Source organism: Nitrosomonadales bacterium (assembly GCA_016716325.1).
Lineage (GTDB): Bacteria > Pseudomonadota > Gammaproteobacteria > Burkholderiales > Gallionellaceae > Gallionella.
Genome location: JADJWO010000001.1, coordinates 1,191,433 through 1,215,736 on the forward strand (window position 1 = coordinate 1,191,433; position 24,304 = coordinate 1,215,736).

Genomic DNA, 24,304 nt, shown 5'->3' on the forward strand with positions numbered 1-24,304 from the left:
CCGCCCGTCTCACTTCAATTCCATCGCGCGCCGATAGTATTCGAGCGACTCGCCGGATTTCCCCGTGTGCTGCGCAAGCTGGCCCAGCGCGGTATAGACCGCATGACCGGGCGCGATGCTGGCGCTGGCATCCAGATAGTTCTGCGCCTTGCCCCACAACTGCTGGTGCAGACAAAGCTTGCCGAGCGCCAGCAGCAATCCCGCGTCGTCCCGGTGCAGGCCGAGCCACTTCTCGGCTTGTTCGATCTGCGCCACGGCATCCCCGGAACGGCAATCGCCATATAGCGCGACCAGTTCGCTGTCCCATTGCGCGTTCAGGCTGTCGGCAAGCAGGTGTTGCGCGGCCTGGCAATCGCCACGGCGGATCAGCGCCTGCGCGGTCGCCGCCGCAATCTTGCCGCACCGATTGAGTTCTGCAGGCATGCCTCTCAGGCAGGTGTTCAGGTCCGCCAGGCTTTCCTGGCGGCGGATCTTTTCCAGCCAGGCCTGTTGGCGCAATTGCGCAGCCGTCGTGACATCGATGGCTGCGCGCTTTTCCAGTTGCTCCAGCACGCCCAGCACTTCATCCCAGTTCCCCGCCTGTTGTTGCGCCTTGAGTTCCAGGGATAACGCGCCGGCATGACTCTTGCCCCCGCTGCCGCGCAGTTTGTGCAAGGCGCCCAGAGCCGCGTGCGGGTCGTGCTGGTCGAGCATGAACTTGGCGGAAGCCATCAGGCGCATGGTGGCGTCCCCCGCCGTCCTGCCCTCGGCAGCGGACAGGTAGACGTCGCGCTTCTCGTATTCGTGCAGTTCGTGCGCGGACCGCGCGGCGATAACGGGATGCAATGCGGAGGTGTCGCCCAGCTCCATCGCACGCACCGAGGCTTTTTCCGCTGCAGCGTAGCGGCCCTCGAAGAACGCGCCGAGCGCCTCGTCGAGCAGCTCGCGCGCCTTGGACCGCGCGCGCTCCATACGGAATTTCCGCACATAGGCGGGCAATTGCAACGCGGCAGACACCATGCGCACCAGCACATAGCCGGTCACGAATGCCAGCAGCGACAGGATGGCGAACAGCGTGAACGACAGTTCGATGCGGTACGGCGGATAAACCAGCAGCACATACCCCGGATTGTGCGAGGCGACTGTCAGCGCCGCCGCTGCCGCGAACAGAGCCAGGATCCAGAGCAGGTATTTCATCGCGAGGCCTTTGCCTCGTTCTCGCGGGACAGCCGCTGGGTACGCACGGCCTGCAGGCTGGCGCTGATGTCGGGCAACTCGATGTCGATGTCGGACTGTGCGAACTTCCCGAGCGCCTTCTGCATCTGCGCGACCGGTTTCGATTTCTCGTCGAAATAGCGTGCCGTCCATAGCTGCGCGGTCTTGATCTCGCGCCGGAAACTCTCCTGGTCGCGCGACAACAGTGCAAGGCGAGCGGACAGCAGGCGCAGCTTGAGATTCTCGCGCAGGAAGAATTTCTGGTCGGGTGCGACCAGCGGGATGGCAGACTTGCCGGTGTTCTCGATGCGCACCAGTTGTCCCGCCTCCCGCCCGATCTCGCGCAGCAGTTTCTGCCATGCGGATCCGTCTTCCCGGGGATGTGTTTCGGCGGCAGCCTCCGTCGCACGGCGCTGGTAGGCCAGCGGCAACGCGTCCACGCCGGCACTCAGGTCGTCGAGCTGGAAATTGAGCGCGGCGACATCCACGTCGGGCAGCGCGCGGAGTTTGTCCATGTCCTGGCCGATGACTTTGCGCAGCCGGTTGAATACGGGGCGATCCGTGCGCTGCAAACGCTCATCGGCGCTTTGCATCGCGATCAGCGCGGCTTTGACGTTGGCCGACAGTTGCAGTTGCTGGCCGGCGATCAGCAGAAGCTGCTCGACTTCCGCCAGTGCCGTCTCGTCGCGGCTGACCGACAGGTCGTTATACAACACCTCCAGCGCAGCCCGCTGATCCTGCGCTTCGGCATAACGCGCGTCCATCATGCTCAATCTGGCCGACAGTTCGCGCACCTCGTCCTGGCTCTGCGCCAGCAGCACCTGATTGGCCTTGCCCGCACCGTCCATCTCCGCGATCTTCTGCGCCAACTGGCGCTGCATGTCGCCGATGGCGCGATGCCCGTCCAGCCATTGCCACAGGAATATCACGGCCAGTGCGGCCAGCGTCATCTGCGTGAGTGTGATGCGCGAAAAGATATCCGCCGGCGAGTTCTTTTGCGCCGGACGGACGGGTACCGGAGGTTCCGGTGCATCCGGCATGGCGCTTCCCGGTTGCGTGTCCTGCTCACTCATGTCTCACCCCTGCTCTTCAGACCAATCCGCCAGCGCGGATAGTAAACCATCGTCCCCGGGGCCGGTTAGCCGCACCTGCCGCCAGCCTTGCCGCTGCGCCAACCCGGCGATGCGCGGGTGAGGCACGAACAGTGGCACATCGCGCAACCCTTCCCGCGCGGTCCCGTCCAGCATCTTCCACAAGTGTTCCAGCGCCTCGCTGCTGGTCACGCTGATCGCGTCAGGCGCGCTGTCCCGCAACACGGTCGCATCCTGTTGCGACTTGCTGCGCCGGTAACACGCGGCATATTCCACGGTGGCCCCGCGCGCCCTGAGCGTATCGCCCAGCAACTCGCGACCGCCGTCGCCACGGAAGACCATCACCCGCCATCCGGCAACATCCTGCAATTCCGGCACCGCCAGCAGGCCTTCGCTGTCGAAGCGCTCGACCGGCGCGATCACCCGGGCGATGCCCAGTTCGCGCAACGCTTTCGCGCTGCCCTGCCCGACTGCGGCGATTTTAAGGGCTGGTGGCAATGCCAGAAGCCCCCCCTCTCCCCCAACGCCTCCTCCGCTTGAGGGAGAGGAGGGCGCGACAGCGCGCGCGAGGGTCGCCAGGATAGCCTCCATACCGTAATGCACGGCATTCGGGCTGATGAAAATGGCGAGGTCGAATTGCGCCAAACGCGCGATCTGCTCCTGCAAGGTCTGCGGGTCGCTCGCCGGGCCGATCTCCAGCAACGGGAACAGTACGGGTATGCCGCCCGCCTGTTCGATCGAACGCGCCAGTTGCGCGGCCTGGTCACGCGGCCGCGTGACGACGATTCTCAGTCCGGCGAGCGGCAGGTCACCCATTGAGCGCAGCAAGGATCTCGCCCGCACCCTGCGCGAGCAACGCTTCGGCGACCCGGATGCCCAGCGCGGCGGGATCGCCGCAATCGCCGAAAGCCTCGGCACGCAACATCCGCGAGCCGTCCGGCGTGGCGACGAAGCCGCGCATCCACAACCGGCCCTCGCGCAGTTCGGCGAAACCGCCCAACGGCACCTGGCAACTGCCGTTCAGCGTCCGGCTCATTGCGCGTTCGGCCAGCACGCAGGCTGCGGTATCCGCATGGTGCAACGGTTGCAGACAGGCGATCACATCGGCGCGATCGGCGCGGCATTCGATGCCCAGCGCGCCCTGCCCGACGGCCGGCAGGCTGTCCTCGCTGGAGATGATGTTGCGGATGCGCGCCCCCAGCCCGAGGCGTTTCAGACCGGCAGCAGCGAGGATGATGGCCGCATAGCGGCCTTCGTCCAGCTTGCGCAAACGGGTCTGTACGTTGCCACGCAACGGTTCGATCTTCAGGTGCGGGAAACGCGCGCGCAACTGGCTCTCGCGGCGCAGGCTGGAGGTACCGACCACGCTGCCTTCCGGCAGGCTCTGCAGGTTTTCGTGCTGATTGGACACGAAGGCGTCATGAGGATCTTCGCGTTCGCCGATCGCGGCCAGCACAAAGCCTTCCGGAAGGTGCATCGGCACATCCTTCAGCGAATGCACCGCAAGGTCGGCGCGGCCGTCTTCCAGCGCGGTCTCCAGCTCCTTGACGAACAGCCCCTTGCCGCCGATCTTGGACAGCGTGACATCGAGGATCTGATCGCCCTGCGTGGTCATCCCCAATATGCTGACCTGGGTTTGCGGATATAATGCGCGCAGCCTGTCGCGCACATGTTCCGCCTGCCACATGGCCAGTGCGCTTTCGCGCGACGCGATCACCAGACGGGAAGGGGAAGTTGGGGCTGTTTGACTCATCGAAATTTCCTGAAAATTTTGTAATTAATCTGCGGCGCATTCTAGCATGAGGTGCGCCGCGCTTTTGTTCCGAGAAACTGATGAACCTGATTGTCGCTTCCACCAGCATTTCCAGTAAAGACCAGCCGTTGCGCGACGACGTGCGCCTGCTCGGGCGCATCCTCGGCGATACGCTGCGCGAGCAGGAAGGCGAGGAGACGTTCCAGCTGATCGAAAACGTGCGGCGCGCGGCGGTACGCTTCCGCAAGACGCAGGACGAGCGCGACGGAGAACAACTCGAACAGGTGCTGGAAGCGCTCTCGCCCGGTGAGACACTGGCCGTGGTGCGCGCGTTCAGCTATTTCTCGCAACTGTCCAACATTGCAGAGGACATGCACCACAACCGCCGCCATCGCGCCCATCTCAAAAAGGGCAGCGCCCCCAAGGATGGCAGCCTGGCGCTGGCGCTAAAACGCCTCGAGAACAAACCGATCGGCAAGCAGGCGCTGCAGAGATTCCTCGACAGCGCATTGGTCTCGCCGGTACTCACCGCTCACCCCACCGAAGTGCAGCGCAAGAGCATCCTTGATTGCCAGCTGATCATCTCCAGCCTGCTGGCGAACCGCGACCGCATGGAAATGACGCCGGACGAACTGGCCGACAACGAAGTGGCGTTGCGCCGCTTCGTGCTGATCCTGTGGCAAACGCGCATGCTGCGCCCTTCCAAGCTCAATGTGCGCGACGAGGTCGCCAACGGGCTGGAGTTCTACCGCTACACCTTCCTGTCGGAGATCCCGCGCATCTACGCGAATCTGGAAAAACAGCTCGAAGCCCGCTTCGCAAAGGACATCAAGGTGCCTCCGCTGTTGCGGGTCGGCAGCTGGATCGGCGGCGACCGCGACGGCAACCCGTTCGTCACCCATGAGGTGATGCTGGACGCCGTTCAGCAGCAATCCTCACTGGCACTGGAATACTACCTGAACGAGACCTATGTGCTGGGACGGCGCCTGAGCCTGACCGACCATCTGGTCGATGTCAGCGACGACCTGCGCAAGCTGTCCGACGCCTCCCCGGACAAGGATCCTGCGCGCGCCGACGAACCCTACCGCCGCTCGCTGAACCTGATCTATGCGCGCCTGTCCGCAACCTCACAACAGCTCGGACACAAGCTTTCGCACCAACCCCCTCTGGGTGAGAACGCGCAGCCCTACGGCTCGCCCCGGGAATTCATCGCCGACCTCGATGTGCTGATCGATTCGCTGTTCAAACATGGCGCGGTCTATCTGGCGCGCGGACGGCTGGCCAACCTGCGCCGTGCCGCAGAGGTGTTCGGTTTCCACCTTGCGCCGCTGGACATGCGCCAGCACAGTGCCGTCATCGAGGAGACCGTCAGTGAACTGTTCTCCCACAGCAGCGGCAAGGCAAACTACCGCGATCTCGACGAGGCGGCCCGGCGCAACGTACTGCTGGACGCGTTGCAGGCCGGCAAACCGATGCTCGGCGATATCGAACAATACGGCGACATCGCAAAGAGCGAACTGAAGATCATGCAAACCGCCGCGCAACTCCACCAGCGCTTCGGCCGCGACGCCCTGCCCAACCACATCATCTCCAAGACCGATGCGGTCAGTGACATGCTGGAACTGGCGCTGATGCTGCAGCAGGTCGGCCTGCTCGAAGGCGGGACCCTCTCAACCCTCTCCCGCCCAGCGGGAGAGGGAGCGAACGAATCACTGCGCGATGATCCCAACCCTCGCCTGCACGTCAACATCATCCCGTTGTTCGAGACCATCGAAGACCTGCGCGGCTGTGCCGCCATCATGGACGATCTGTTCTCGCTGCCGTGGTACCGCACGCTGCTCGCCAGCCGCGGCGACACGCAGGAAGTGATGCTGGGCTATTCCGACAGCAACAAGGACGGCGGTTACCTCACCGCCAACTGGGAACTGTACAAGGCCGAGGTCGAACTGGTGAAGGTGTTCGAGAAGCACGGCATCGAACTGCGCCTGTTCCACGGGCGCGGCGGCACGGTGGGGCGCGGCGGCGGCCCGAGCTACGACGCGATCCTCGCGCAGCCGCCGGGCAGCGTGAACGGCCAGATCCGCATCACCGAGCAGGGCGAGGTGATCTCCAGCAAATACTCCAATCCCGAGATCGGCCGTCGCAACCTCGAAACGCTGATTGCGGCCACGTTCGAGGCGACCCTGCTCGACCATCCGCACGACGCGGACGGCAACCCGGAATACATGCGCATCATGGAAGCGCTCAGCCTCGACGCGTTCCAGGCCTACCGCAAGCTGGTGTACGAAACGCCGGGCTTCAACGATTATTTCTTCTCCGCCACGCCGATCCGCGAGATCGCCGAACTCAACATCGGCAGCCGCCCGTCGTCGCGCAAGGCTTCCGACCGCATCGAAGATCTGCGCGCCATCCCGTGGGTGTTCAGCTGGGGGCTGACCCGCACCCTGCTGCCCGGCTGGTTCGGCTTCGGCAGCGCGGTCCAGCGCTTCGTCGAGCGCGAAGGCAAGGCCGGGCTGACGCAATTGCAGGCGATGTACCGGAACTGGCCGTTCTTCCGCGGCCTGCTGTCGAACATGGACATGGTGCTGTCGAAGACCGACATGGGCATCGCGTCGCGCTACGCGGAACTGGTCGAGGACGAAGCGTTGCGCGATGCCGTCTTCGGCGCGATCGAAAGCGAATGGAAGAGCACCATCAAAATGCTGTTCGCGGTCACCGGCAACCACACGCTGTTACAGGACAACCCGGCCTTCGCGCGTAGCCTGATGACCCGCACCCCCTATATCGATCCGCTCAACCACCTCCAGGTCGCCCTGTTGCACCGCCACCGTGCCGGCGACAACGACGTACTGGTCAAGCGCGCGATCCACCTGAGCATCAACGGCATCGCAACCGGCCTGCGCAACAGCGGGTGACCGGCACGTGAGACGCGGCATCCTGTTATCGCTTGCTGCCCTCCTGCTGCTCACCTCGTGCAGCAGCAAATCCGCCCGAAGCATCGTCTCGGCCGCCACCAGCGGCACCGCGCGGACCGTCGCGCAGATCGCCACCAGCGGCAGTCCAGAGGCTGCCGCACGCGCGATTCTGCAACGCAAGAAGCTGTCCTACATGCGCAACCCGCTGCAACTCGCCAGCGATTTGAAGGGCCTCCAGCGCGACTTCCAGAGACTGATGGACGTGTTGCGCGGCAACGCCGGCAAGAAGTGGGGCAAAAAGGAAACGCGCCTGCCCGACCGCACCCATTACGTCAAATATACGCAGGGTTATCTGAGCCGCGCCATCGTGGACTTCGACCGCGGCGAGATCACTGTCGAAACGCTGGACGACAAGAACCCGGAGGGCAGCCTGAAGGACGCCATCATCACCACACTGCTCACACCGGACGATCCGCGCGCGGTCGACCTGTTCTCGGACAACTCGATCAAACTGACCAGCGAACACGACCCCTACCTGCTCGGGCTGGTGCTGGACGAAACGGGGCGCGCCATCGCCACGCCGCAACAGGCGGAACGCTACGCCGCCAGCCTGGTCGGCAAGGCGCAATCCCGCAGCGTCGACACCGACGCGGGACGCAAGCAGGCACGTTATGCCAGGTTCGGCATGGTCAGCAATTTCTCGAATAAACAGGCGGAGAAATACCGCCCGCTGGTGGAAAAATTCGCCAGGACCTACGACATCAGCCCCAGTCTGGTATTCGCCATCATGCGCACCGAAAGCAACTTCAACCCGTTCGCGGTCAGCCCCGCGCCCGCCTACGGCCTGATGCAACTGGTCCCGAGCAGCGGCGGGCGCGACGCCTACAAGCGCGCCAGAGGATACGACCAGATACCGAGCAAGCAATACCTGTTCGATCCCGGCAACAACATCGAGCTGGGCACGGCCTATCTGAGCGTATTGTCTTTCGACGAACTGGATGCCATCGCCGATCCGGTGTCGCGCGAGTACTGCGTCATCTCCGCCTACAACACCGGCCCCGGCAACGTGCTGCGCGCCTTCGGCGGCTCATCGAAGAACCGCGACAGCGCGCTGAAACAGATCAACAGCCTGAGCGCGCCTTCCGTGTACTGGAAACTGCGCCAGAAGCTGCCCTATGCCGAAACGCGCCAGTACCTGCAGAAGGTGGTGGGGTTCAGGAAGCAGTTCGTCACGGTCAACTGAATTCCCTGACGATATGCTGCTGCCTGCGGCTGATCGCCAGCAGTTCGTCCAGCCCTTTGAGCTTCACCATCCAGCCGCTGCTTTCGCCCTCTTCGCCGCCTTTTTCAAAACCTTCGATCTCCTCTTTCGCGACCAGGCAGTTGCGGTGGATGCGCACAAAGCGCGTGGCGAATTCCTTCTCCAGCGCGCTGAGCGATTCCTCGAGCAGGTATTCGTGATCGGCGGTTCGCACCGTGACGTATTTCAGCTCGGCGCGCAGGTACAGCACCTGCTCGACAGGTACCAGGTGGATCTTGCCGCGCTCGTGGATGGAAAGACATTTGCGCGGCTCGGGCAGCAGTTCGCGCAGCACTTCGGTCTGCACCGGGACGGCTTCGCGCGCGCGGGTGAGCGCATCGAACAACCTGCCGAGGCGGATCGGCTTGAGCAGGTAGTCGATGGCGTGCAGTTCGAATGCCTTGATCGCGTAGGCGTCGTAAGCGGTGGTAAAGACGATCACCGGCGGCCTGGGCAATTTATTGAGGTGTTGCGCGAGTTCGATGCCGTCCATCTGCGGCATACGGATGTCCAGCAGCACCACGTCGGCCGTCACCTCCATCAGTTTGTCCAGCGCTTCCTGGCCGTTGCCCGCCTCGCCGACCACTTCCAGCGCGAGCTGCTCGCTGCAATCCTGCAGCAGGTCGCGCAGCCGGTTGCGCGCGGGCGGTTCGTCGTCCACGATGAAGACGCGCAACGCCAGTTCAACGATGTTGTTCATCTTGTTTCCTCCTTCCTGTACGGCAGTGTGATCTCCACGCGATAGAAATCCTTGCCGTTTTCCACCTGATAGCTGGCCTCGACGTCGAACAGCAAGGCCAGCCGTTCACGGATGTTCCGCAACGCCATCTTGCTGCCGGCGTGCGGGGCGGTTTCGCGCAGCGGGCATGGATTCTCCACCGTGATCCGCAATCCGTCGCCGCCGAGGCGCAGCGCGACGCCGATGCTGCCGCCCTGCGGTAGCCGCTCGATGCCGTGATACACGGCATTCTCCAGCAGCGGTTGCAACAACAGCGGAGGGATCAGGGCATCGTCGGGTACGCCCTTCGTGTCCCAATCCACCCGCAGGCGATCGCCGATGCGCAACTGTTCCAGTGCAATATATTGCCTGCTCAATTGTATCTCGCGATGCAGGGGCACCAGATCACCGGTTTCGTTCATCGCCATGCGGAACAGATCGGCCATGTCTTCCAGCGCGGTCTCGGCCTGTTTGGGCTGGGCGCGCACGATGCCGAGTACGGCATTGATGCTGTTGAACAGGAAGTGCGGCCGGATGCGCGCGCGCAACACCTGCAGGCGTGCCTCGTGCAGCGCGCGCGACAGGAAGCGGGCACGCAGGTTGAAATACGCCAGCAGGATGCCGCATACCGCCACGCCGAGCAGCGCGTAACGCACCGCATCGAAGTAACGGTAATCGGCCGTTTCCGGCGGCCGGTACAATTCCCCGCCCGCGTAATAGACAGTCAGCGTCAATACGACCACCGCCACATTCACCGCCAGCACGCCGCGCCAGTATGCCAGCCTGTCCAGCCATGGCTGCACGGCCCACAGCAGCAGCAGGCTGGCAAACAGTACCGGGGTGAGCAATGCGGCGATCTGCATCATGTGCAGCGGCACGTCCGCCCACGCATGTGCCAGCAATACCGACTGCACCAATGCCAGACCGTTGACGATCAACAGGATACGCAGCGTCACGCCCAGGTTGCGGAAGTTCGGCAACGCGTCCGGCATGGCATTTTGTTTTATACTGCGCGCCTTATTCATGAATGAGGAATCGCGGATTTTTTCATGTCCCATTCTGGAGCAAACCATGGCGAACATACAAGACAAAGATACCTGGTCGGGCCGATTCTCGGAACCGGTGGCAGAGCTGGTGAAGCGCTACACGGCTTCGGTGGATTTCGACCGCAAGCTTGCCTTGTTCGATATCCAGGGTTCGCTGGCGCACGCGCGCATGCTGGCCGCCTGCGGCATCATCGCGGGACAGGACCTGAACGATATTCTGCGCGGCCTTGCGCAGATCGAGAACGAGATCATCGGCGGCGAGTTCGTCTGGTCGCTGGATCTGGAAGACGTGCACCTCAACATCGAGAAGCGGCTCACCACGCTGGTCGGCGATGCGGGCAAGCGCCTGCATACCGGACGTTCGCGCAACGACCAGGTGGCAACCGATGTGCGACTGTATCTGCGTAGCGCGATCGACGAACTGCTCGAACTGATCAAAGTCATGCAGCGCGCGCTGCTCGACCTCGCCGAACGGCACACTGACACCATCATGCCCGGCTTCACGCATCTGCAGGTCGCGCAACCGATCAGCTTTGCCCATCACCTGATGGCCTATTTCGAGATGCTCAAGCGCGATGCGGAACGTCTGCGCGATTGCCGCAAACGCGTGAACCGTTTGCCGCTGGGCGCTGCTGCGCTTGCCGGCACCAGCTATCCGATCAAACGGGAGATGGTGGCGGAGCTGCTGGATTTCGACGGCGTATGCGAGAACTCGCTGGACGCGGTGTCGGATCGCGATTTCGCCATCGAGTTCACCGCCTGCGCCGCGCTGATCATGACCCACCTGTCGCGCTTCTCAGAGGAGCTGATCCTGTGGATGAGCCCGCGCGTCGGCTTCATCGACCTCGCCGACCGCTTCTGCACCGGTTCGAGCATCATGCCGCAGAAAAAGAACCCGGACGTCCCGGAACTGGTGCGCGGCAAGACCGGGCGGGTGAACGGCCATCTGGTGGCACTGCTGACGCTGATGAAAGGACAGCCGCTGGCCTACAACAAGGACAACCAGGAAGACAAGGAGCCGCTGTTCGACACCGTCGAGACGCTGACGCTGACGCTGCGCATCTACGCCGACATGATCGCCGGCATACAGGTCAAACCGGAAGCCATGCGCAGTGCGGCATTGCAGGGTTATGCGACTGCAACCGATCTGGCGGATTACCTGGTGAAAAAAGGCTTGCCGTTCCGCGATGCCCACGAGGCAGTGGCGCTTGCGGTGCGTTTTGCCGAACAGAAGGGCTGCGACCTTGCCGAGATCGAATTGGCGGGGTTGCAACGATTCTCGCCGCATATCGGCGAGGACGTGTATCAGGTATTGTCGCTGGAAGGTTCACTTGCCAGCCGCGATCACATCGGCGGCACCGCGCCCAACCAGGTCCGCGCCGCAATCGTGCGCGCGCGCCAATCGCTTTCCGAATAGCGCGTCGCGTCTCCGCTCCCTTTCAGTGCATCCATTCGGATGCCCTGAAAAATGGGCAAAAAATGGGCGACCCGAAGATCGCCCAAGTTAGGAGGAGAGTATGAAAATGGGGTTGTCGCCAACCACCACTTTTTGACACTCGACACGGAATATATACACATTTTCGAACAATTCATATATGCCGAAATGCATATATATTTCGGCCTAGTCTGTCAGCAATTGCTTGAGCTCCCCGCTCTGGTACATCTCGGTCATGATGTCCGAACCGCCGACGAAATCACCCCTGATATAAAGCTGCGGGATGGTCGGCCAGTTGGCGTAGTCCTTGATTCCCTGCCGGATATCCGGGTCCTGCAGCACGTCCACGCTGAAAAAATCCTTCACCCCCAGCGCGTTCAGGATGCGTACCGCGTTGGCGGAAAAGCCGCATTGCGGAAATTTCGGGTTGCCCTTCATGTAGAGCACCACCGGATGGGTGGTGACCTGTTCGTGTATGCGTTGCTGGATATCTGTGCTCATTATCACTTACCTGAATTAAATGGTCGGGAATTCTATGGTCGCAAGCGGCGCTTCGTCAAGCGCACGAACCCGGTCGGGGATTAACATGCGGCGCCGACTTCTTTAAAACAAACTGCGATTGATCAGCATATGAACCGCTATGCTGGCGGCATAACCGAGCGCAATCACCGGGGTCCACTTCAGGTGGCCGAAAAAGGTATAAATTCCGCGTGCCTGCCCCATCAGGGCGACACCCGCAGCCGATCCGATCGAAAGCAGCGACCCGCCCACTCCCGCAGTCATCGTCACCAGCAGCCATTGGCCCATCGACATATCGGGCATCATCGTCAGTACCGCGAACATCACCGGGATGTTGTCCACGACAGCCGAGATCAGGCCGATGGCGATATTGGCATTGGTCGCGCCCCATACGCCGTACAACAAATGCGAAAGCATGCTCAGGTAACCGATGAAGCCGAGCGCGCCTACGCACATCACCACGCCGTAGAAGAAGAACAACGTATCCCACTCGGAGCGCGCCACCTCCCGGTATATATCGAATGGCACCGGGCTGCCGATGCCCTCTTCCTCCTGATTGCGCAATTTTTTCCGCCTGTCAGCAAACCTCAGGTGATACGCGTAGAACTTAAGCAGGCCCAGACCGGTCAGCATGCCGATCACCGGCGGCAGACCCAGCCAGCCGTGAAAGGTCACCGCAAGGACGATGGCAAACAAAAAGAGCGCGATGATCGGGCGGGCTCCGCGTTTCATGGCGATCTTTTTTCCTCCGCCTTCCGGCTTGCCTTCGGGAACATAAAAATGCATGACCGCCGCCGGAACCAGCCAGTTGACCAGTGACGGAATGAACAAATAGAAGAACTTCCAGAAATCCACAATGCCATTACTCGCGTGCACATTCTTCTGCCAGACCATCAGCGTGGTGATATCGCCGAACGGGCTGAAAGCCCCGCCGGCATTGGCAGCGACCACGATGCTGATACAGGAGAGCATGACGAATTTTTTATTGCTTCCGCCGACGGCAATCACCACCGCCGACATCAATAAAGCGGTCGTCAGGTTGTCGGCAACCGGCGAGATGAAGAACGCCAGCAACCCGGTGACCCAGAACAGGCCATGAAAACTGAAACCCTTGCGGATCAGCCATGACCGAAGCGCCTCGAATACATGGCGCTCCTCCATCGCATTGATGAATGTCATCGCCACCAGCAAAAACAGCATCAACTCGGCATATTCCTCGAGATTGTGGCGTAGCGCGACCTCAACCACATGCGGAATGTCATGTGACTGGTAATACCACGCGATCAGCCCCCAGATAAGCCCTGCAGCCAACATCACCGGCTTGGATTTGCGCAGGTGGGTGAATTCCTCGGTCATGACGACGATATAGGCGACGAAAAACAGCAATGCCGCCGCGATACCCACCCAACTTCCGGTCAGATCAAGACGCTCCGCACCCTCGGAGGCGTGCGCCCATATTGGCATGAGCATCAAAAACAAGAAGGCGGCAAAACGTTCCATAAATACATCTCCAGATTAAAGTCACCCGGGCCGGATCACAGTCCGGCGCGGTAGCAGGGCGGCATTCTACCCTCCCAGAACAACGAATAGACAGGAAGCCGGCCGAATCCAGGCTGCCCGCCACTACACGGATGCCCGGCGACAAGCAGGAAACAAAACAGGACAGGCACCCTGAGGTGCCTGTCCTGTTTATCCAATCGACAAATCAGATCAGATGTGCCTTGCCACTTCGGGTCAGAACGTGTGCTTCATGCCCAGCGAAACGACAGACGGGGAAGCGCCAGCGCCGTTGATGGTTACCGCAGTGGTCTGCGAAAAACCATAGTTGACGCCGCTCTGGTTGCTGATACGCGAATAGATCGCATACAGTTTGGTACGCTTGCTCAGGCCATGGTCGTACCCCAAGCTGAACTGGTTCGCGCCGGTGTTGGCCGTCGCCCCCAACTGGCCAGCCTTGCCATAAGCCAGCTTGACCGCGTCGTTGCCGATGTTGTACTTGCCGGACAGGTAGTAGGCGTTGTGACCAAACAGGTTCGCATAGGTAACCGGGGTGAGGTTGTCGCTGGTCTTCTCGTAGGCAAAACCAAGCGTGAACGCATCCATCGTATAGCCGAGTCCCAGCTTCCATGCAGATTCCTTGCCGCCGACCTGCACGGTGTCGAGCTTATGCTCCTCGTAGCCCAACGCGCCATAGAATGGGCCAGCATCGTACATACCCGTCATCGTCACAGCGCTAGCCTTGGCGGCCGCAGCGGTGGTATTGGCTTCGGTCAGATTGACATAGGCTACCGCACCGGTGAAACCATTCAGGGCCGGGCTGATATAGGCAATCACGTCAGGCTGGCGTCCATCGAAAGCGGCTGCAGCAGAAGTGCCGGTCACACCGCCCATCAACCCGCGATTATCAGCGATGCTGTCACCGAACACGTCCAGCTTGCGGGTGGAAATCTTGTAGGGCGTATCGTGGCGACCCAGCAACACGGTACCCATGCTGTTGCTCTTCAGCCCCAGGAAGGTATTGCGGGTGGCGAAAGTACCGCCGGTATTGTCCATGTTGATCTGTTGCTCGATCTGCCAGACTGCCGCCAAACCATCGCCCAGGTCTTCTACACCCTTCAGGCCCAGACGGGAAACATTGCTCGACACATTGCGCTTGCTGACACCCGCAACACCCGCTGCGGTGGTGCCGGTATTGATGAAGTCATAGGACAGGTCGGCGATGCCATAGATCGTGATGTTGCTGTTGTCGGCGAACGCCGGTGCAGAAACCATGGCGGCAATCGCCAGCGCGATGATTTTCTTTTGCATGTGATACTCCTTAAAAATAAATACAACCAACTGATTGTTTTGAATTGTGCGGTCGTGCGACGTCCCAATAAACCGGAAGCACCCCAGAAGCGTTTCAGGGCGGGATTATCCATACCCGCAAATGGGGAGCAAGCAGCATTTCCGGAATTCGTTATGATTTCGCGATCATGGAAATCTCCACGACTTTATCGTGATACGAACACACAATTCCAGTGCATTGTTTTTAAACAACATTCACTCATTCTGGCGAAACACACCCCAATCTGATGAATAACTTGTCATGTTGTTTTTTTACAACACAAAAATCCTGATTTTTGCCAATCATTCATTACGTCTCGTCGAAAAATCGAGCTGTCTGCGGTGTGCTATGCTCAATGCGACTGTCATTCCCATCGTTTTGCAATGAGATTCATATTCTGCTTATTGTTGTTCATTACATACGCACCGGCGGCCAATGCCGCAAAGGCGACGCATCGCGACCCTGCTCCAACCATCGCATCCCGTGGCACGAACGACAGCGATTTTCTTGCAGCACGCGATGCATTTCGCGCAGGGAATGCCGACAAACTCGGGTACTACGCAAAACGCCTGAAGAAGTCGCCACTGGAGATTTACGCAAGCTATTATCAATTGCGCCTGGACCTGGACGATGCAGGCGCAAGACAGTACCCGGGATCGGTCGCGGGCAAGGTCGCCGATTTTCTTGCGCGCCCGGAAGACACGCCGCTGGTCGACCAGTTGCGCGGCGAGTGGCTCAAACTGCTCGGCAAGAACCGGCAATGGGATCTGTTCGATGCGGAATACCCGCGCCTGATCAAGGAAGATACGGAACTTGCCTGCTACGCCCTGCAATCGCGCAGCCGCATCCATGAGCCGACCGTATTGAGCGAGGCACGCGAAATGTGGTTCAACGGCAAAGGATTGCCGGATAACTGCGGTGCCTTGTTCGAAACGGCATTATCCGCAGGCATCATCAGCGAACAGGATGTCAGCCGGCGCCTGCGTCTGGCGCTGGAAACGGGCAACGTTTCACTCGCCAAGAAGCTGGCCGAGCGGCTTTCCGGCAAACTGGCGATCACCGCCGCCGCGCTGGATTTGGCTGCAGCGGATGCAGATCGCTATCTGGAGAACGCGAAGCTTGACGGTAAGACCGAGGGGCAGCGCATCGTCGCATTATTCGCCCTGCAACGTCTGGCAAAGCAATCCCCGGAACTCGCCGAAGCGCGCTGGACGAAAATCGCCGTCTACTTTACCGATGCGGAACAGCATTATTTTTACGGCTGGCTGGGTTATGAGGCGGCACGCAAGCTCGATACGCGCGCGCTGCAATGGTTCAAGGCGGCGGCAGGCACCCCGCTCAACGAACGACAATCGGCATGGCGCGTGCGCGCGGCATTGCGCGCCCGGGATTGGCCTGCGGTGCTGGCCGGCATCGACGGCATGGACGAGCGCCAGCAACGTGACACGACCTGGCAATACTGGAAAGCGCGCGCGCTGCAGGCAGCGGGCAAGCCCGATGAGGCACGCAAATTGTTCGCATCGCTCAGCGGCGATCACAATTACTACGGGCAGTTGGCCGGAGAGGAGCTGGCGGAATCGCAGAACCCGCCCTCTTTGGCCGGGCACGGGACGAATCAGGCAGCGCCCGCCTACAAACCCGGCAAGCGGGATATCGCGGCGATGCTGGCCTTGCCGGGGATACAGCGCACCTTGGCACTGTATCGCATGGAGCTGCGCAGCGAGGCACTGAAGGAATGGAGCTGGACATTGCGCAACTTCAACGACCATGAACTATTGACCGCAGCGGAGATCGCGCGACGCAACAAAATGTACGACCGCGCCATCGGTGCCGCCAATCTGACGGTGAACGTGCACGACTTCGGCTTGCGTTATCTTGCGCCCTATCGTGATGCATTGCAGGCGCACATCCGCGAGAACAATCTGGAGGAGGCGTGGGTATATGGATTGATGCGCCAGGAAAGCCGATTCGTCACCGCCGCCCGATCCAGTGCCGGCGCGGCGGGATTGATGCAGATCATGCCTTCGACAGCACGCTGGGTGGCGCGCAAAATGGGGCTCAAAAGCTATCGTCCGTCGCTGATCCACCAGCTCGACACCAATCTGCGTCTCGGCACTTATTATATGAAGACCGTGCTGTCATGGTTCGACGGCAGCCCGGTGCTGGCCTCGGCAGCCTACAATGCAGGGCCGGGACGGGCGCGCCAGTGGCGTGGCGACGCCCCGATGGAAGGGGCCATCTATGCGGAAACCATCCCGTTCGACGAAACGCGCGACTATGTGAAAAAAGTGATGAGCAACACCATGTATTACGCCAGACTGTTCGGCGACCCGCCGCGCTCGTTGAAACAGCGCATGGGGATCGTTGCGGGCAAAACGGCGGAAAACCAGCAGGCGATCCCCGATGAAAAGTAACGCAAAACTCTACTGCGTAGGCGGCGCGGTACGCGACCGGCTGCTCGGACTGCCTGTGCAGGATCGCGATTGGGTGGTGGTCGGCAGCACGCCGGAAGAGATGGCCGCGCTCGGCTTCAGGCCGGTCGGCGCAGACTTCCCGGTATTCCTGCACCCCGAGACCCATGAGGAATACGCGCTGGCACGCACCGAGCGCAAGACCGCGCGCGGCTACAAGGGATTCTCGGTCTATGCCGCTCCCGATGTCACGCTGGAGCAGGATCTGTTGCGCCGCGATTTCACGATCAACGCCATTGCCGAAGACCAACATGGCCACCTGATCGACCCTTACGGCGGACAGGCAGACCTGGAGGCGGGCGTGCTGCGCCACGTAAGCGATGCTTTTTCCGAGGATCCGGTGCGCATCCTGCGCGCAGCGCGCTTCGCGGCACGTTTCGGTTTCCGCATCGCACCGGAAACACGGCAGTTGATGTGCGGGATGGTGGGCAACGGCGAAGTGGACGCGCTGGTCGCCGAACGCGTCTGGCAGGAACTTGCACGCGGCCTGATGGAGAATGAACCGTCGCGCTTCTTCGAGACCTTGCGCGACTGCGGCGCGCTGGCCAGAATCTTTCCCGAAGTGGACGCGCTGTTCGGTGTACCGCAGCCGGCACATTACCATCCCGAAATCGACTGCGGCATCCATACCATGCTGGTAGTGGACGATGCGGCACGGCACGGTTACGCGCTGGAAGTACGCTACGCCGCGCTGACCCACGACCTTGGCAAGGCCACCACCCCCAGGGACATCCTGCCGCGACATATCGGCCACGAACTGCGCAGCGTGGAACTCGTGAAGAAGATGTCGCAACGGCTGCGCGCACCGGCCGACTGCCGCGACCTCGCCCTGCTGGCCGCACGCTTCCACAGCGACATCCATCGCGCCGCCGGCCTGCGCGCGGAAACCATCGTCAAACTGTTCCAGTCTGCGGACGCCTGGCGCAGGCCGGAACGTTTCGCGCAATTGCTGCAAACCTGTTCTTCCGATGCACATGGCCGCACCGGCCACGAACACGACGCTTACCCGCAGGCGGAATACCTGTTGCGCATGCTGGCAGTCGCACGGGCGGTGAATGCCGGTGAGATTTCGCGGCAATGCCACGATAGCGTTACAATCGCCGCACGGGTACAGCGCGCCCGTATCGCTGCAATAGAACAATCGGACTCGTACAAACCCATGCTGGATGACAGCAAAAAGAGGGATCGCAATGAATAAATGGATACTCGGTATCATCCTGGCTTCGACGCCTTACATCGCCTGCGCAGCCGAAACATCTGGTATCAACGCAAAATTCAACCAGTTGTTCAAGGGCGTGGATACCGACGCGAATGGCAAGATATCCAGGGATGAAGCTATAGCGGGAGCGCCTGCCATGGCAGAGAACTTCGACGCGATCGATGCCAATCACGACGACGCGCTAAGCAAGAAAGAGATCAAAGCCTTCAACGCCGCCCTGAACAAGAAGCGCCATGAATTCAGCCAGCGCTTGGAAAAAGCCGACAAGGACAAGAACGGCATGTTGTCCCGCCAGGAGGCCAAAGCCCTGCCCAACCTGGACGCACGCTTCGACGAGATCGACGGCAATCACGACGAGCAACTGGTCATCAAGGAGATCTCCGATTACCTGCGCGGCAAGACCGGCAACGGGAATGGGGGAGATTCGGCCGCCACCGTACGGCAATAAGGCTATAGCATGCGCGTCAAATCGCCGCGCATGAATCCGGACAGCGGGTATGACAGCTTTTTGCCGAATGCCATCACCTTGAACAGCTCACCCATCTCGGCCGGGCTGGTGAGTTTCTGCAGCTGCGCCGACAACGGCAGGTAATCGCGCAAGTTCTCCGGCTCGGCGTCCCGGAGCAGGTCGGTGATGCCGCAGTTGATCAGGAAGAACGCCTGCGAGGTATAGCCCATCAGATCCATGCCCGCATCGATGCCGCTCTCCGCAATATCCGTGAAATTGACATGCGCGGTGATGTCCTGCAAACCGGGCAGGAAGAACGGATCATCGTGCGCATGGTGGCGGTAGTGGCACATCAGCGTGCCGCTGCTACGCTGCGGATGGTAATACTCCCGTGAGCCGAAGCCATAGTCGATGAACAACATCGCCCCCTGCTCCAGGCATTGCGCAAGGCTACCAATCAGCCCGCGTGCGGCGGGACAGACTTCCGTGACATAGTTGTCCGGCACATTGATCCGCAACGCTTCCTGCAACAGTTGCGGATCGTTGACCGCACGTTCCCGCCAGACGAAACCACCGTCTTCCCCGACTGCCACTCCGCGCTCGGCAAACGCACTGTCGCGCAGATGCAGCAGGTGAACTGGCAGCGCATCGAGCACTTCATTGGCGACGATCGCGCCGGAAAAACTCTCCGGCAACGCATCCAGCCAATGCACCCGATCCGCAAGGTGCGGCAGGCGCGTGCCCAGCAAAACCTGCTGCCGGTCGCGCAAGTCGGCGCTCACCTCCAGGATCGTGTAGCTTTCCGGAAGGCTGCCGAGCTGTTCCAGTTCTGTGAGCATGTCTGCGGCCAGCTTCCCGCTGCCCGCGCCCAGTTCCAGGATATGCGCCGCACTATGCGCCATGATCTCCGTCACCTGCCTGGCCAGCGTGCGCCCGAACAGCGGCGACAACTCCGGGGCCGTGACGAAATCACCCGCTTCGCCGAATTTGTGCGCGCCCGCCGTGTAATAGCCCAGGCCGGGCGCGTACAGCGCCAGTTCCATGTAACGCGCAAAGGATATCCAGCCTTCCCGATTTCGGATGTCATTGCGGATCAGGTCGCATAGCCTGATGCTGTGGGCGAGCGCTTCGTCGGAGGGAGCAGGCAGATTGGCAGGCATCGTCAGTTATAATTCGCAGCGATGACCGAAGTTTAACAGCTTGAACGTGAATGGCGCGAATGAACTCGATGCAAGGCAAAACAGTACTGGTGACGGGCGGCGCAAAACGCGTCGGCGCGGCGATTTGCCGGCGTCTGCATGCCGCCGGTGCGAATGTTGCCATCCACTACCGTTCCTCCACTGCCGAAGCGGAGACCCTGCGCGACGAACTGAATGCAGCGCGCGCCGGTTCCGTCTGCTGCATACCGGCAGACCTGCTGGACATGACCGCCCTGCCGCCACTGGTGGAAGCGGCGGTGCAACAGTTCGGGCGGCTGGATGCGCTGGTGAACAACGCCTCCAGTTTCTATGCCCTGTCTCTGGCCGACACCGGCGAGCGCGACTGGCATGACTTGCTCGGCACCAACCTGAAAGCCCCGCTGTTCCTGGCACAGGCCGCGCTCCCGGAACTGCGCCGCCGTCACGGCTGCATCGTCAATATCGTGGATATCCATGCGGAACGTCCCATGCACGGACACCTGTTATACAGCGTGGCCAAGGCCGGGCTGGTCGCCCTGACCAAAGGACTGGCGCAGGAACTGGCGCCCCAGGTTCGGGTGAACGCGGTCGCGCCCGGCGTCATCATCTGGCCGGAAGGCGAGGCCTGGCAGAATGAAGAGCAGCGCCGCAAGATCGTGGCACACACGCTGCTCAAGCGCGAGGGCAGCCCCGAGGATATTGCGAAGGCCGTGCAGTTCCTGCTTGCCGATGCGCCCTACATCACCGGACAGGTGATCGCGGTGGATGGCGGCAGAAGCATCAATCTTTGAACCAGTCCACGAAATACACAAAAGGCACGAAATGAACACCCGCTTCGCATTGTTCGAGTCTTTCGTGCTTTTCATGGACGATTTGTTTTTTTGACTAACAGATGAACGACACCATACAACCCATACAATTCGAGCATCAATCCACCAACTTCAATCGCCTCAAGGGGCGGCTGGAAAGTTCGGTCGGCAAGGCCATCGGCGACTTCAACATGATCGAGGATGGCGACACCGTGATGGTGTGCCTCTCCGGCGGCAAGGACTCCTACACCCTGCTCGACATTCTGCGCACCCTGCAGAAACGCGCGCCGATCGACTTCAAGATCGTGGCGATGAACCTCGACCAGAAGCAGCCGGGCTTCCCCGCCGATGTGCTGCCCAACTATCTGAAGAGCACCGGTGTCGACTTCCATATCGAGGCGCAGGACACCTACTCGATCGTCAAGGAGAAGATCCCCGAGGGCAAGACCACCTGCTCGCTGTGCTCGCGGCTGCGCCGTGGCATCATCTACAAGGTGGCCGGCGAGCTGGGCGCGAACAAGATCGCGCTGGGCCACCACCGCGACGACATGATCGAGACGCTGTTCCTCAACATGTTCTTCGGTGGCAAGCTGAAGGCGATGCCGCCCAAGCTGGTGACCGACAAGGGCGACCACATCGTGATCCGCCCGCTGGCCTATTGCGCCGAGAAGGACATCGCCCGCTACGCGCGCGGCATGGCATTCCCCATCATTCCGTGCAACCTGTGCGGCTCGCAGGAGAACCTGCAACGCCAGAACATCAAACAGATGTTGCAGGACTGGGAGCGTCAGTATCCCGGTCGTTCGCAGACCATCTTCACCGCGATGCAGAACGTCAAGCCCTCGCATCTGCTGGATGCGGCACTATTTGACTTCAAATCGTTGAAGCCGGGCGATGCCGTGGATGATGGGGATATCGCCTTCGATAACAGCGAAACATAGCTTCCGATTGTCCGCCCAGCAGATTCACAGTAGCATTGCCAGCATCTGTTGCCGAAAAGGGATGCGGCATGAATCGCAAACAGAAGATCGCATTATGGGTGGGCCTGTTCAACCTCGCCCTGCTTCTATTGTTCCCTCCCTTTGATTCCTTCTCGTTCACCGACACCAAGTCGCTGATTTTCTCGGGCTTCCATTTCGTGTTCTCGGGCAGCAACAATGAAATCGTCAATACCGATCTGTTGTTCCTCGAAAACGTCGTGCTGCTGGTAAACGTCGGCATCGCCTGGCTGCTGCTGCGCGATACGACGAATGCCTTGGGCTCCAAGCGGCATTTCAATTACCAGAACGCCATCCTGCTGGTGGTTGCCGTCAACCTGACAGTGATCCTGCTGTTCCCTCCATTCGAATATTTTTATGCAATCACCCATGCGCTGCTGCCGACCTTCCAGGGGTTCTACTTCATTTTCTCGGCAGACCCGATGTTCGCCATCGTGACGCCGATACTGTATCTGGAAGTGTTCTTCGTGCTGTTCAATGGCGCGGTGCTGTGGCTGCTGTTCAGAAAGGACAAGGAGCGCGAAATGACCAATCAGGAAACGGTAGACTTGATGCGCGAGATCAGCGGCAGGCATTGAACAGGCGACAGCGGGCGCCGGCGGGAACCGGTCGCGATCAGGTGGAGGGATGCACCGCGACCTTGAAGATCACCTTGCGTATCGTGCCGCCGCCCACCAGCGGCGCGTGGGCATCCTCCGGGAAAAAAATGCAGAAATGATCCGGCGGCACCGGCACCCATGATGCCGGTGCATCGTGGAAGAAGCGGATATCCTTTTCCATGCTGTGCTCGCTGACCGGATTCAGGCAATCCGCCAACGGCTTCCATCCCATCGTTTCGTCGCCTTCCAGCACCAACTGGATGTCGATGTAACGACGATGCGCCTCCAGCTTCGCCATCTCCCTCGCCTTCGCGGGCACCTGCTCCACGATGGCGAACAGGTCGTCGCCTACGATGGGGTAGCGACCCGGTGCCAGCGCGAAGAAGTCAGTATCGCGGATATAGTCGAACGCGAGCGGGAACAGCGGGTGCAGCGCGGTATAGCGGGAGGATTGTGGGAGGGCGGAGAGAATCATGGTGGGTGTCCTGGTTGATTACTCGTTGACTGGCTTGATGGTCATGGTGCCTTTATACAAGCGCACGTCCATCCGGTTCAGGAACGACATACCCAGCAGCACATCCCCCTGAAGGTTAGGAGTGACGATTGCCGCCACGTCGTTCGCCACGATTCCACCCAGTTTTACGCTGGACAGGCGGGTCATGTAGGCGACGGCATCACCGTTGGCTGTCTGCGTCCTGATGGCGCGGGTGCTCGTGATACCCAGACGGTCGGCCAGCCGTTGCGAGATGGCCACATCCGTGGCACCGGTATCGACCATGACGGAAGCCTTCACATCATTGATGAAAGCTTCGGCGCGGTAATGGCCGGTAAGGTCCCTAGTCAGGATGACCTCTTTTGCTTCGCCGAGTTTGCCGGCGGTATTTGGGTGATATTGCCGGTCGAAGAAATAGAACAGGCCGCCTGCCAGTACCAGCCAGATGAAGGAGATGCCCGCGACACGTAGGTTCATGCTACGCCGTTCCCCCAATCAGATGAATCTCGCCACCATGCCTTGTGCCAGTCCTCCCTGCAACGGGATGCGCACATGATGGCCACTGCCGGGTGCAACGGAGAGCGCCTCACCTTCCAGACTCGTCATTTCCTTCAGCTCGACGATGGAATTGCCGGAAGGATGGATGATCTCCAGTTTGTCGCCGACCGAGAACTTGTTCTTCACGGCAATCTCGGCCATGCCATCCGCGCAAGCGACGATGTCGCCGACATACTGCTGGCGGAAGCTCTCTGAGTGCCCTCTCATATAGTTCTGTTGCTCATGCGTGTGGTGACGTTCGTAGAAGCCGTCGGTGTAACCGCGGCTGGCCAGTGCATCCAGTGCGCCCAGCAGTTTCAGATCGAAGGAGCGTCCCTTTAAGGCGTCGTCGATGGCCTGGCGATACACCTGCGCGGTGCGCGCCACGTAGTAGATGGACTTGGTGCGGCCTTCCACCTTCAGCGAATCGATACCGATCTTCACCAGTCGCTCGACATGTTCTACGGCGCGCAGGTCCTTGGAGTTCATGATGTAGGTGCCGTGTTCGTCTTCCAGAACCGGCATCAGTTCTTCCGGATGGTCCGGGCGCGAGATCATGTACACGCGGTCGGCCAGCGGATGACGCGGCTGCGAACCGCAATCGGACAGCGCACTTTCACCCAGCGCCTTGTCGAAATCGAAGTCCAGCTTTTCAGGTTGGCTGTCTTCTGCCAACCCTCTCCCTAGCCCTCTCCCGCAAGCGGGAGAGGGAACATTTGCCCTCTCTCCCTCAGGGAAATAACCAGCGACTTGC

Annotated in this window: 21 protein-coding genes and 1 pseudogene; 9 read left to right on the forward strand and 13 right to left on the reverse strand. The window is 60.8% G+C overall.

Translation table 11 applies throughout. The features are described from left to right. Positions 1–9: 9 nt before the first annotated feature. The 4 genes from IPM27_05620 to hemC are packed head-to-tail and all read right to left on the reverse strand — an operon-like array spanning position 10 to position 4,038. The gene (locus IPM27_05620) at positions 10–1,176 is read right to left on the reverse strand and encodes a heme biosynthesis protein HemY (GenBank protein ID MBK9161027.1); all 1,167 of its coding nucleotides are present in this window, start codon (positions 1,174–1,176) and stop codon (positions 10–12) included. Next, on the reverse strand, positions 1,173–2,234 hold the full coding sequence (locus IPM27_05625) for a uroporphyrinogen-III C-methyltransferase (protein ID MBK9161028.1): 1,062 nt from the start codon (positions 2,232–2,234) through the stop codon (positions 1,173–1,175). The genes IPM27_05620 and IPM27_05625 overlap by 4 nt, the downstream gene beginning before the upstream one ends. A 36-nt stretch (positions 2,235–2,270) precedes the next feature. Continuing rightward, a complete protein-coding gene (locus IPM27_05630) occupies positions 2,271–3,101 on the reverse strand; it encodes a uroporphyrinogen-III synthase (protein MBK9161029.1) in 831 nt (276 codons plus the stop codon). Further along, positions 3,094–4,038, reverse strand: a complete 945-nt coding sequence (gene hemC, locus IPM27_05635) for a hydroxymethylbilane synthase (protein MBK9161030.1) — start codon at positions 4,036–4,038, stop codon at positions 3,094–3,096. Before hemC ends, IPM27_05630 begins: the two co-directional genes overlap by 8 nt. An 80-nt stretch (positions 4,039–4,118) precedes the next feature. Here hemC and ppc point away from each other — a divergent pair, with 80 nt between their 5' ends. Both ppc and IPM27_05645 read left to right on the forward strand, forming a co-directional pair. Beyond that, the gene (ppc, locus tag IPM27_05640; GenBank protein ID MBK9161031.1) at positions 4,119–6,953 is read left to right on the forward strand and encodes a phosphoenolpyruvate carboxylase; all 2,835 of its coding nucleotides are present in this window, start codon (positions 4,119–4,121) and stop codon (positions 6,951–6,953) included. A 46-nt stretch (positions 6,954–6,999) separates the two neighbouring features. Continuing rightward, positions 7,000–8,196 carry a DUF3393 domain-containing protein gene (locus IPM27_05645; GenBank protein MBK9161032.1) on the forward strand — a complete coding sequence of 399 codons (1,197 nt, stop codon included), beginning with the start codon at positions 7,000–7,002 and terminating at the stop codon, positions 8,194–8,196. Here IPM27_05645 and IPM27_05650 read toward each other — a convergent pair. Further along, positions 8,189–8,953, reverse strand: coding sequence for a response regulator transcription factor (locus tag IPM27_05650; GenBank protein ID MBK9161033.1), 765 nt, complete (start codon positions 8,951–8,953; stop codon positions 8,189–8,191). The two genes, IPM27_05645 and IPM27_05650, sit on opposite strands and share 8 nt — an antisense overlap. Further along, entirely contained in the window at positions 8,950–9,963 is a 1,014-nt protein-coding gene (locus IPM27_05655; GenBank protein ID MBK9161034.1) for a histidine kinase, read from the reverse strand. Before IPM27_05655 ends, IPM27_05650 begins: the two co-directional genes overlap by 4 nt. A gap of 79 nt (positions 9,964–10,042) precedes the next feature. Here IPM27_05655 and argH point away from each other — a divergent pair, with 79 nt between their 5' ends. Beyond that, positions 10,043–11,434 carry an argininosuccinate lyase gene (gene argH, locus IPM27_05660; protein ID MBK9161035.1) on the forward strand — a complete coding sequence of 464 codons (1,392 nt, stop codon included), beginning with the start codon at positions 10,043–10,045 and terminating at the stop codon, positions 11,432–11,434. Positions 11,435–11,638: 204 nt separating this feature from the next. On the opposite strand, the gene grxD is transcribed toward argH, so the two are convergent. The 3 genes from grxD to IPM27_05675 form a co-directional block, all read right to left on the reverse strand. Further along, complete coding sequence (gene grxD / locus IPM27_05665) at positions 11,639–11,953, reverse strand: Grx4 family monothiol glutaredoxin (GenBank protein ID MBK9161036.1); 315 nt, start codon at positions 11,951–11,953, stop codon at positions 11,639–11,641. A 102-nt stretch (positions 11,954–12,055) separates the two neighbouring features. Next, positions 12,056–13,471 carry a sodium:proton antiporter NhaD gene (gene nhaD, locus IPM27_05670; protein ID MBK9161037.1) on the reverse strand — a complete coding sequence of 472 codons (1,416 nt, stop codon included), beginning with the start codon at positions 13,469–13,471 and terminating at the stop codon, positions 12,056–12,058. A 234-nt stretch (positions 13,472–13,705) separates the two neighbouring features. Next, positions 13,706–14,779 (reverse strand): porin, encoded by a 1,074-nt coding sequence (locus IPM27_05675; GenBank protein ID MBK9161038.1) that lies wholly within the window; start codon positions 14,777–14,779, stop codon positions 13,706–13,708. 402 nt (positions 14,780–15,181) lie between these two features. Between IPM27_05675 and IPM27_05680 the strand changes: the two genes are divergently transcribed. Genes IPM27_05680 through IPM27_05690 form a run of 3 tightly spaced genes read left to right on the forward strand, consistent with a single transcriptional unit; the run spans position 15,182 to position 18,936 of the window. Then, complete coding sequence (locus IPM27_05680) at positions 15,182–17,212, forward strand: lytic transglycosylase domain-containing protein (GenBank protein MBK9161039.1); 2,031 nt, start codon at positions 15,182–15,184, stop codon at positions 17,210–17,212. After that, complete coding sequence (locus tag IPM27_05685) at positions 17,202–18,467, forward strand: multifunctional CCA addition/repair protein (GenBank protein MBK9161040.1); 1,266 nt, start codon at positions 17,202–17,204, stop codon at positions 18,465–18,467. Before IPM27_05680 ends, IPM27_05685 begins: the two co-directional genes overlap by 11 nt. Next, positions 18,460–18,936 (forward strand): hypothetical protein, encoded by a 477-nt coding sequence (locus tag IPM27_05690; GenBank protein MBK9161041.1) that lies wholly within the window; start codon positions 18,460–18,462, stop codon positions 18,934–18,936. The genes IPM27_05685 and IPM27_05690 overlap by 8 nt, the downstream gene beginning before the upstream one ends. 2 nt (positions 18,937–18,938) lie before the next feature. On the opposite strand, the gene IPM27_05695 is transcribed toward IPM27_05690, so the two are convergent. Continuing rightward, complete coding sequence (locus IPM27_05695; protein MBK9161042.1) at positions 18,939–20,096, reverse strand: class I SAM-dependent methyltransferase; 1,158 nt, start codon at positions 20,094–20,096, stop codon at positions 18,939–18,941. Between the two features lie 68 nt (positions 20,097–20,164). Between IPM27_05695 and IPM27_05700 the strand changes: the two genes are divergently transcribed. The 3 genes from IPM27_05700 to IPM27_05710 all read left to right on the forward strand — a co-directional run bounded on the left by IPM27_05700 (position 20,165) and on the right by IPM27_05710 (position 22,499). Beyond that, positions 20,165–20,905, forward strand: coding sequence for a pteridine reductase (locus IPM27_05700; protein MBK9161043.1), 741 nt, complete (start codon positions 20,165–20,167; stop codon positions 20,903–20,905). A gap of 101 nt (positions 20,906–21,006) precedes the next feature. After that, a complete protein-coding gene (ttcA, locus tag IPM27_05705) occupies positions 21,007–21,864 on the forward strand; it encodes a tRNA 2-thiocytidine(32) synthetase TtcA (GenBank protein MBK9161044.1) in 858 nt (285 codons plus the stop codon). Between the two features lie 68 nt (positions 21,865–21,932). Beyond that, the gene (locus IPM27_05710; GenBank protein MBK9161045.1) at positions 21,933–22,499 is read left to right on the forward strand and encodes a hypothetical protein; all 567 of its coding nucleotides are present in this window, start codon (positions 21,933–21,935) and stop codon (positions 22,497–22,499) included. A 37-nt stretch (positions 22,500–22,536) separates the two neighbouring features. On the opposite strand, the gene IPM27_05715 is transcribed toward IPM27_05710, so the two are convergent. From IPM27_05715 to IPM27_05725, 3 genes and pseudogenes are all read right to left on the reverse strand, one after another. After that, entirely contained in the window at positions 22,537–22,995 is a 459-nt protein-coding gene (locus IPM27_05715; protein ID MBK9161046.1) for a YhcH/YjgK/YiaL family protein, read from the reverse strand. A gap of 18 nt (positions 22,996–23,013) precedes the next feature. After that, positions 23,014–23,490, reverse strand: a complete 477-nt coding sequence (locus tag IPM27_05720; GenBank protein MBK9161047.1) for a retroviral-like aspartic protease family protein — start codon at positions 23,488–23,490, stop codon at positions 23,014–23,016. Positions 23,491–23,508: 18 nt separating this feature from the next. Next, positions 23,509–24,201 (reverse strand): annotated as a pseudogene (locus tag IPM27_05725) (U32 family peptidase C-terminal domain-containing protein). Positions 24,202–24,304 lie beyond the last annotated feature (103 nt).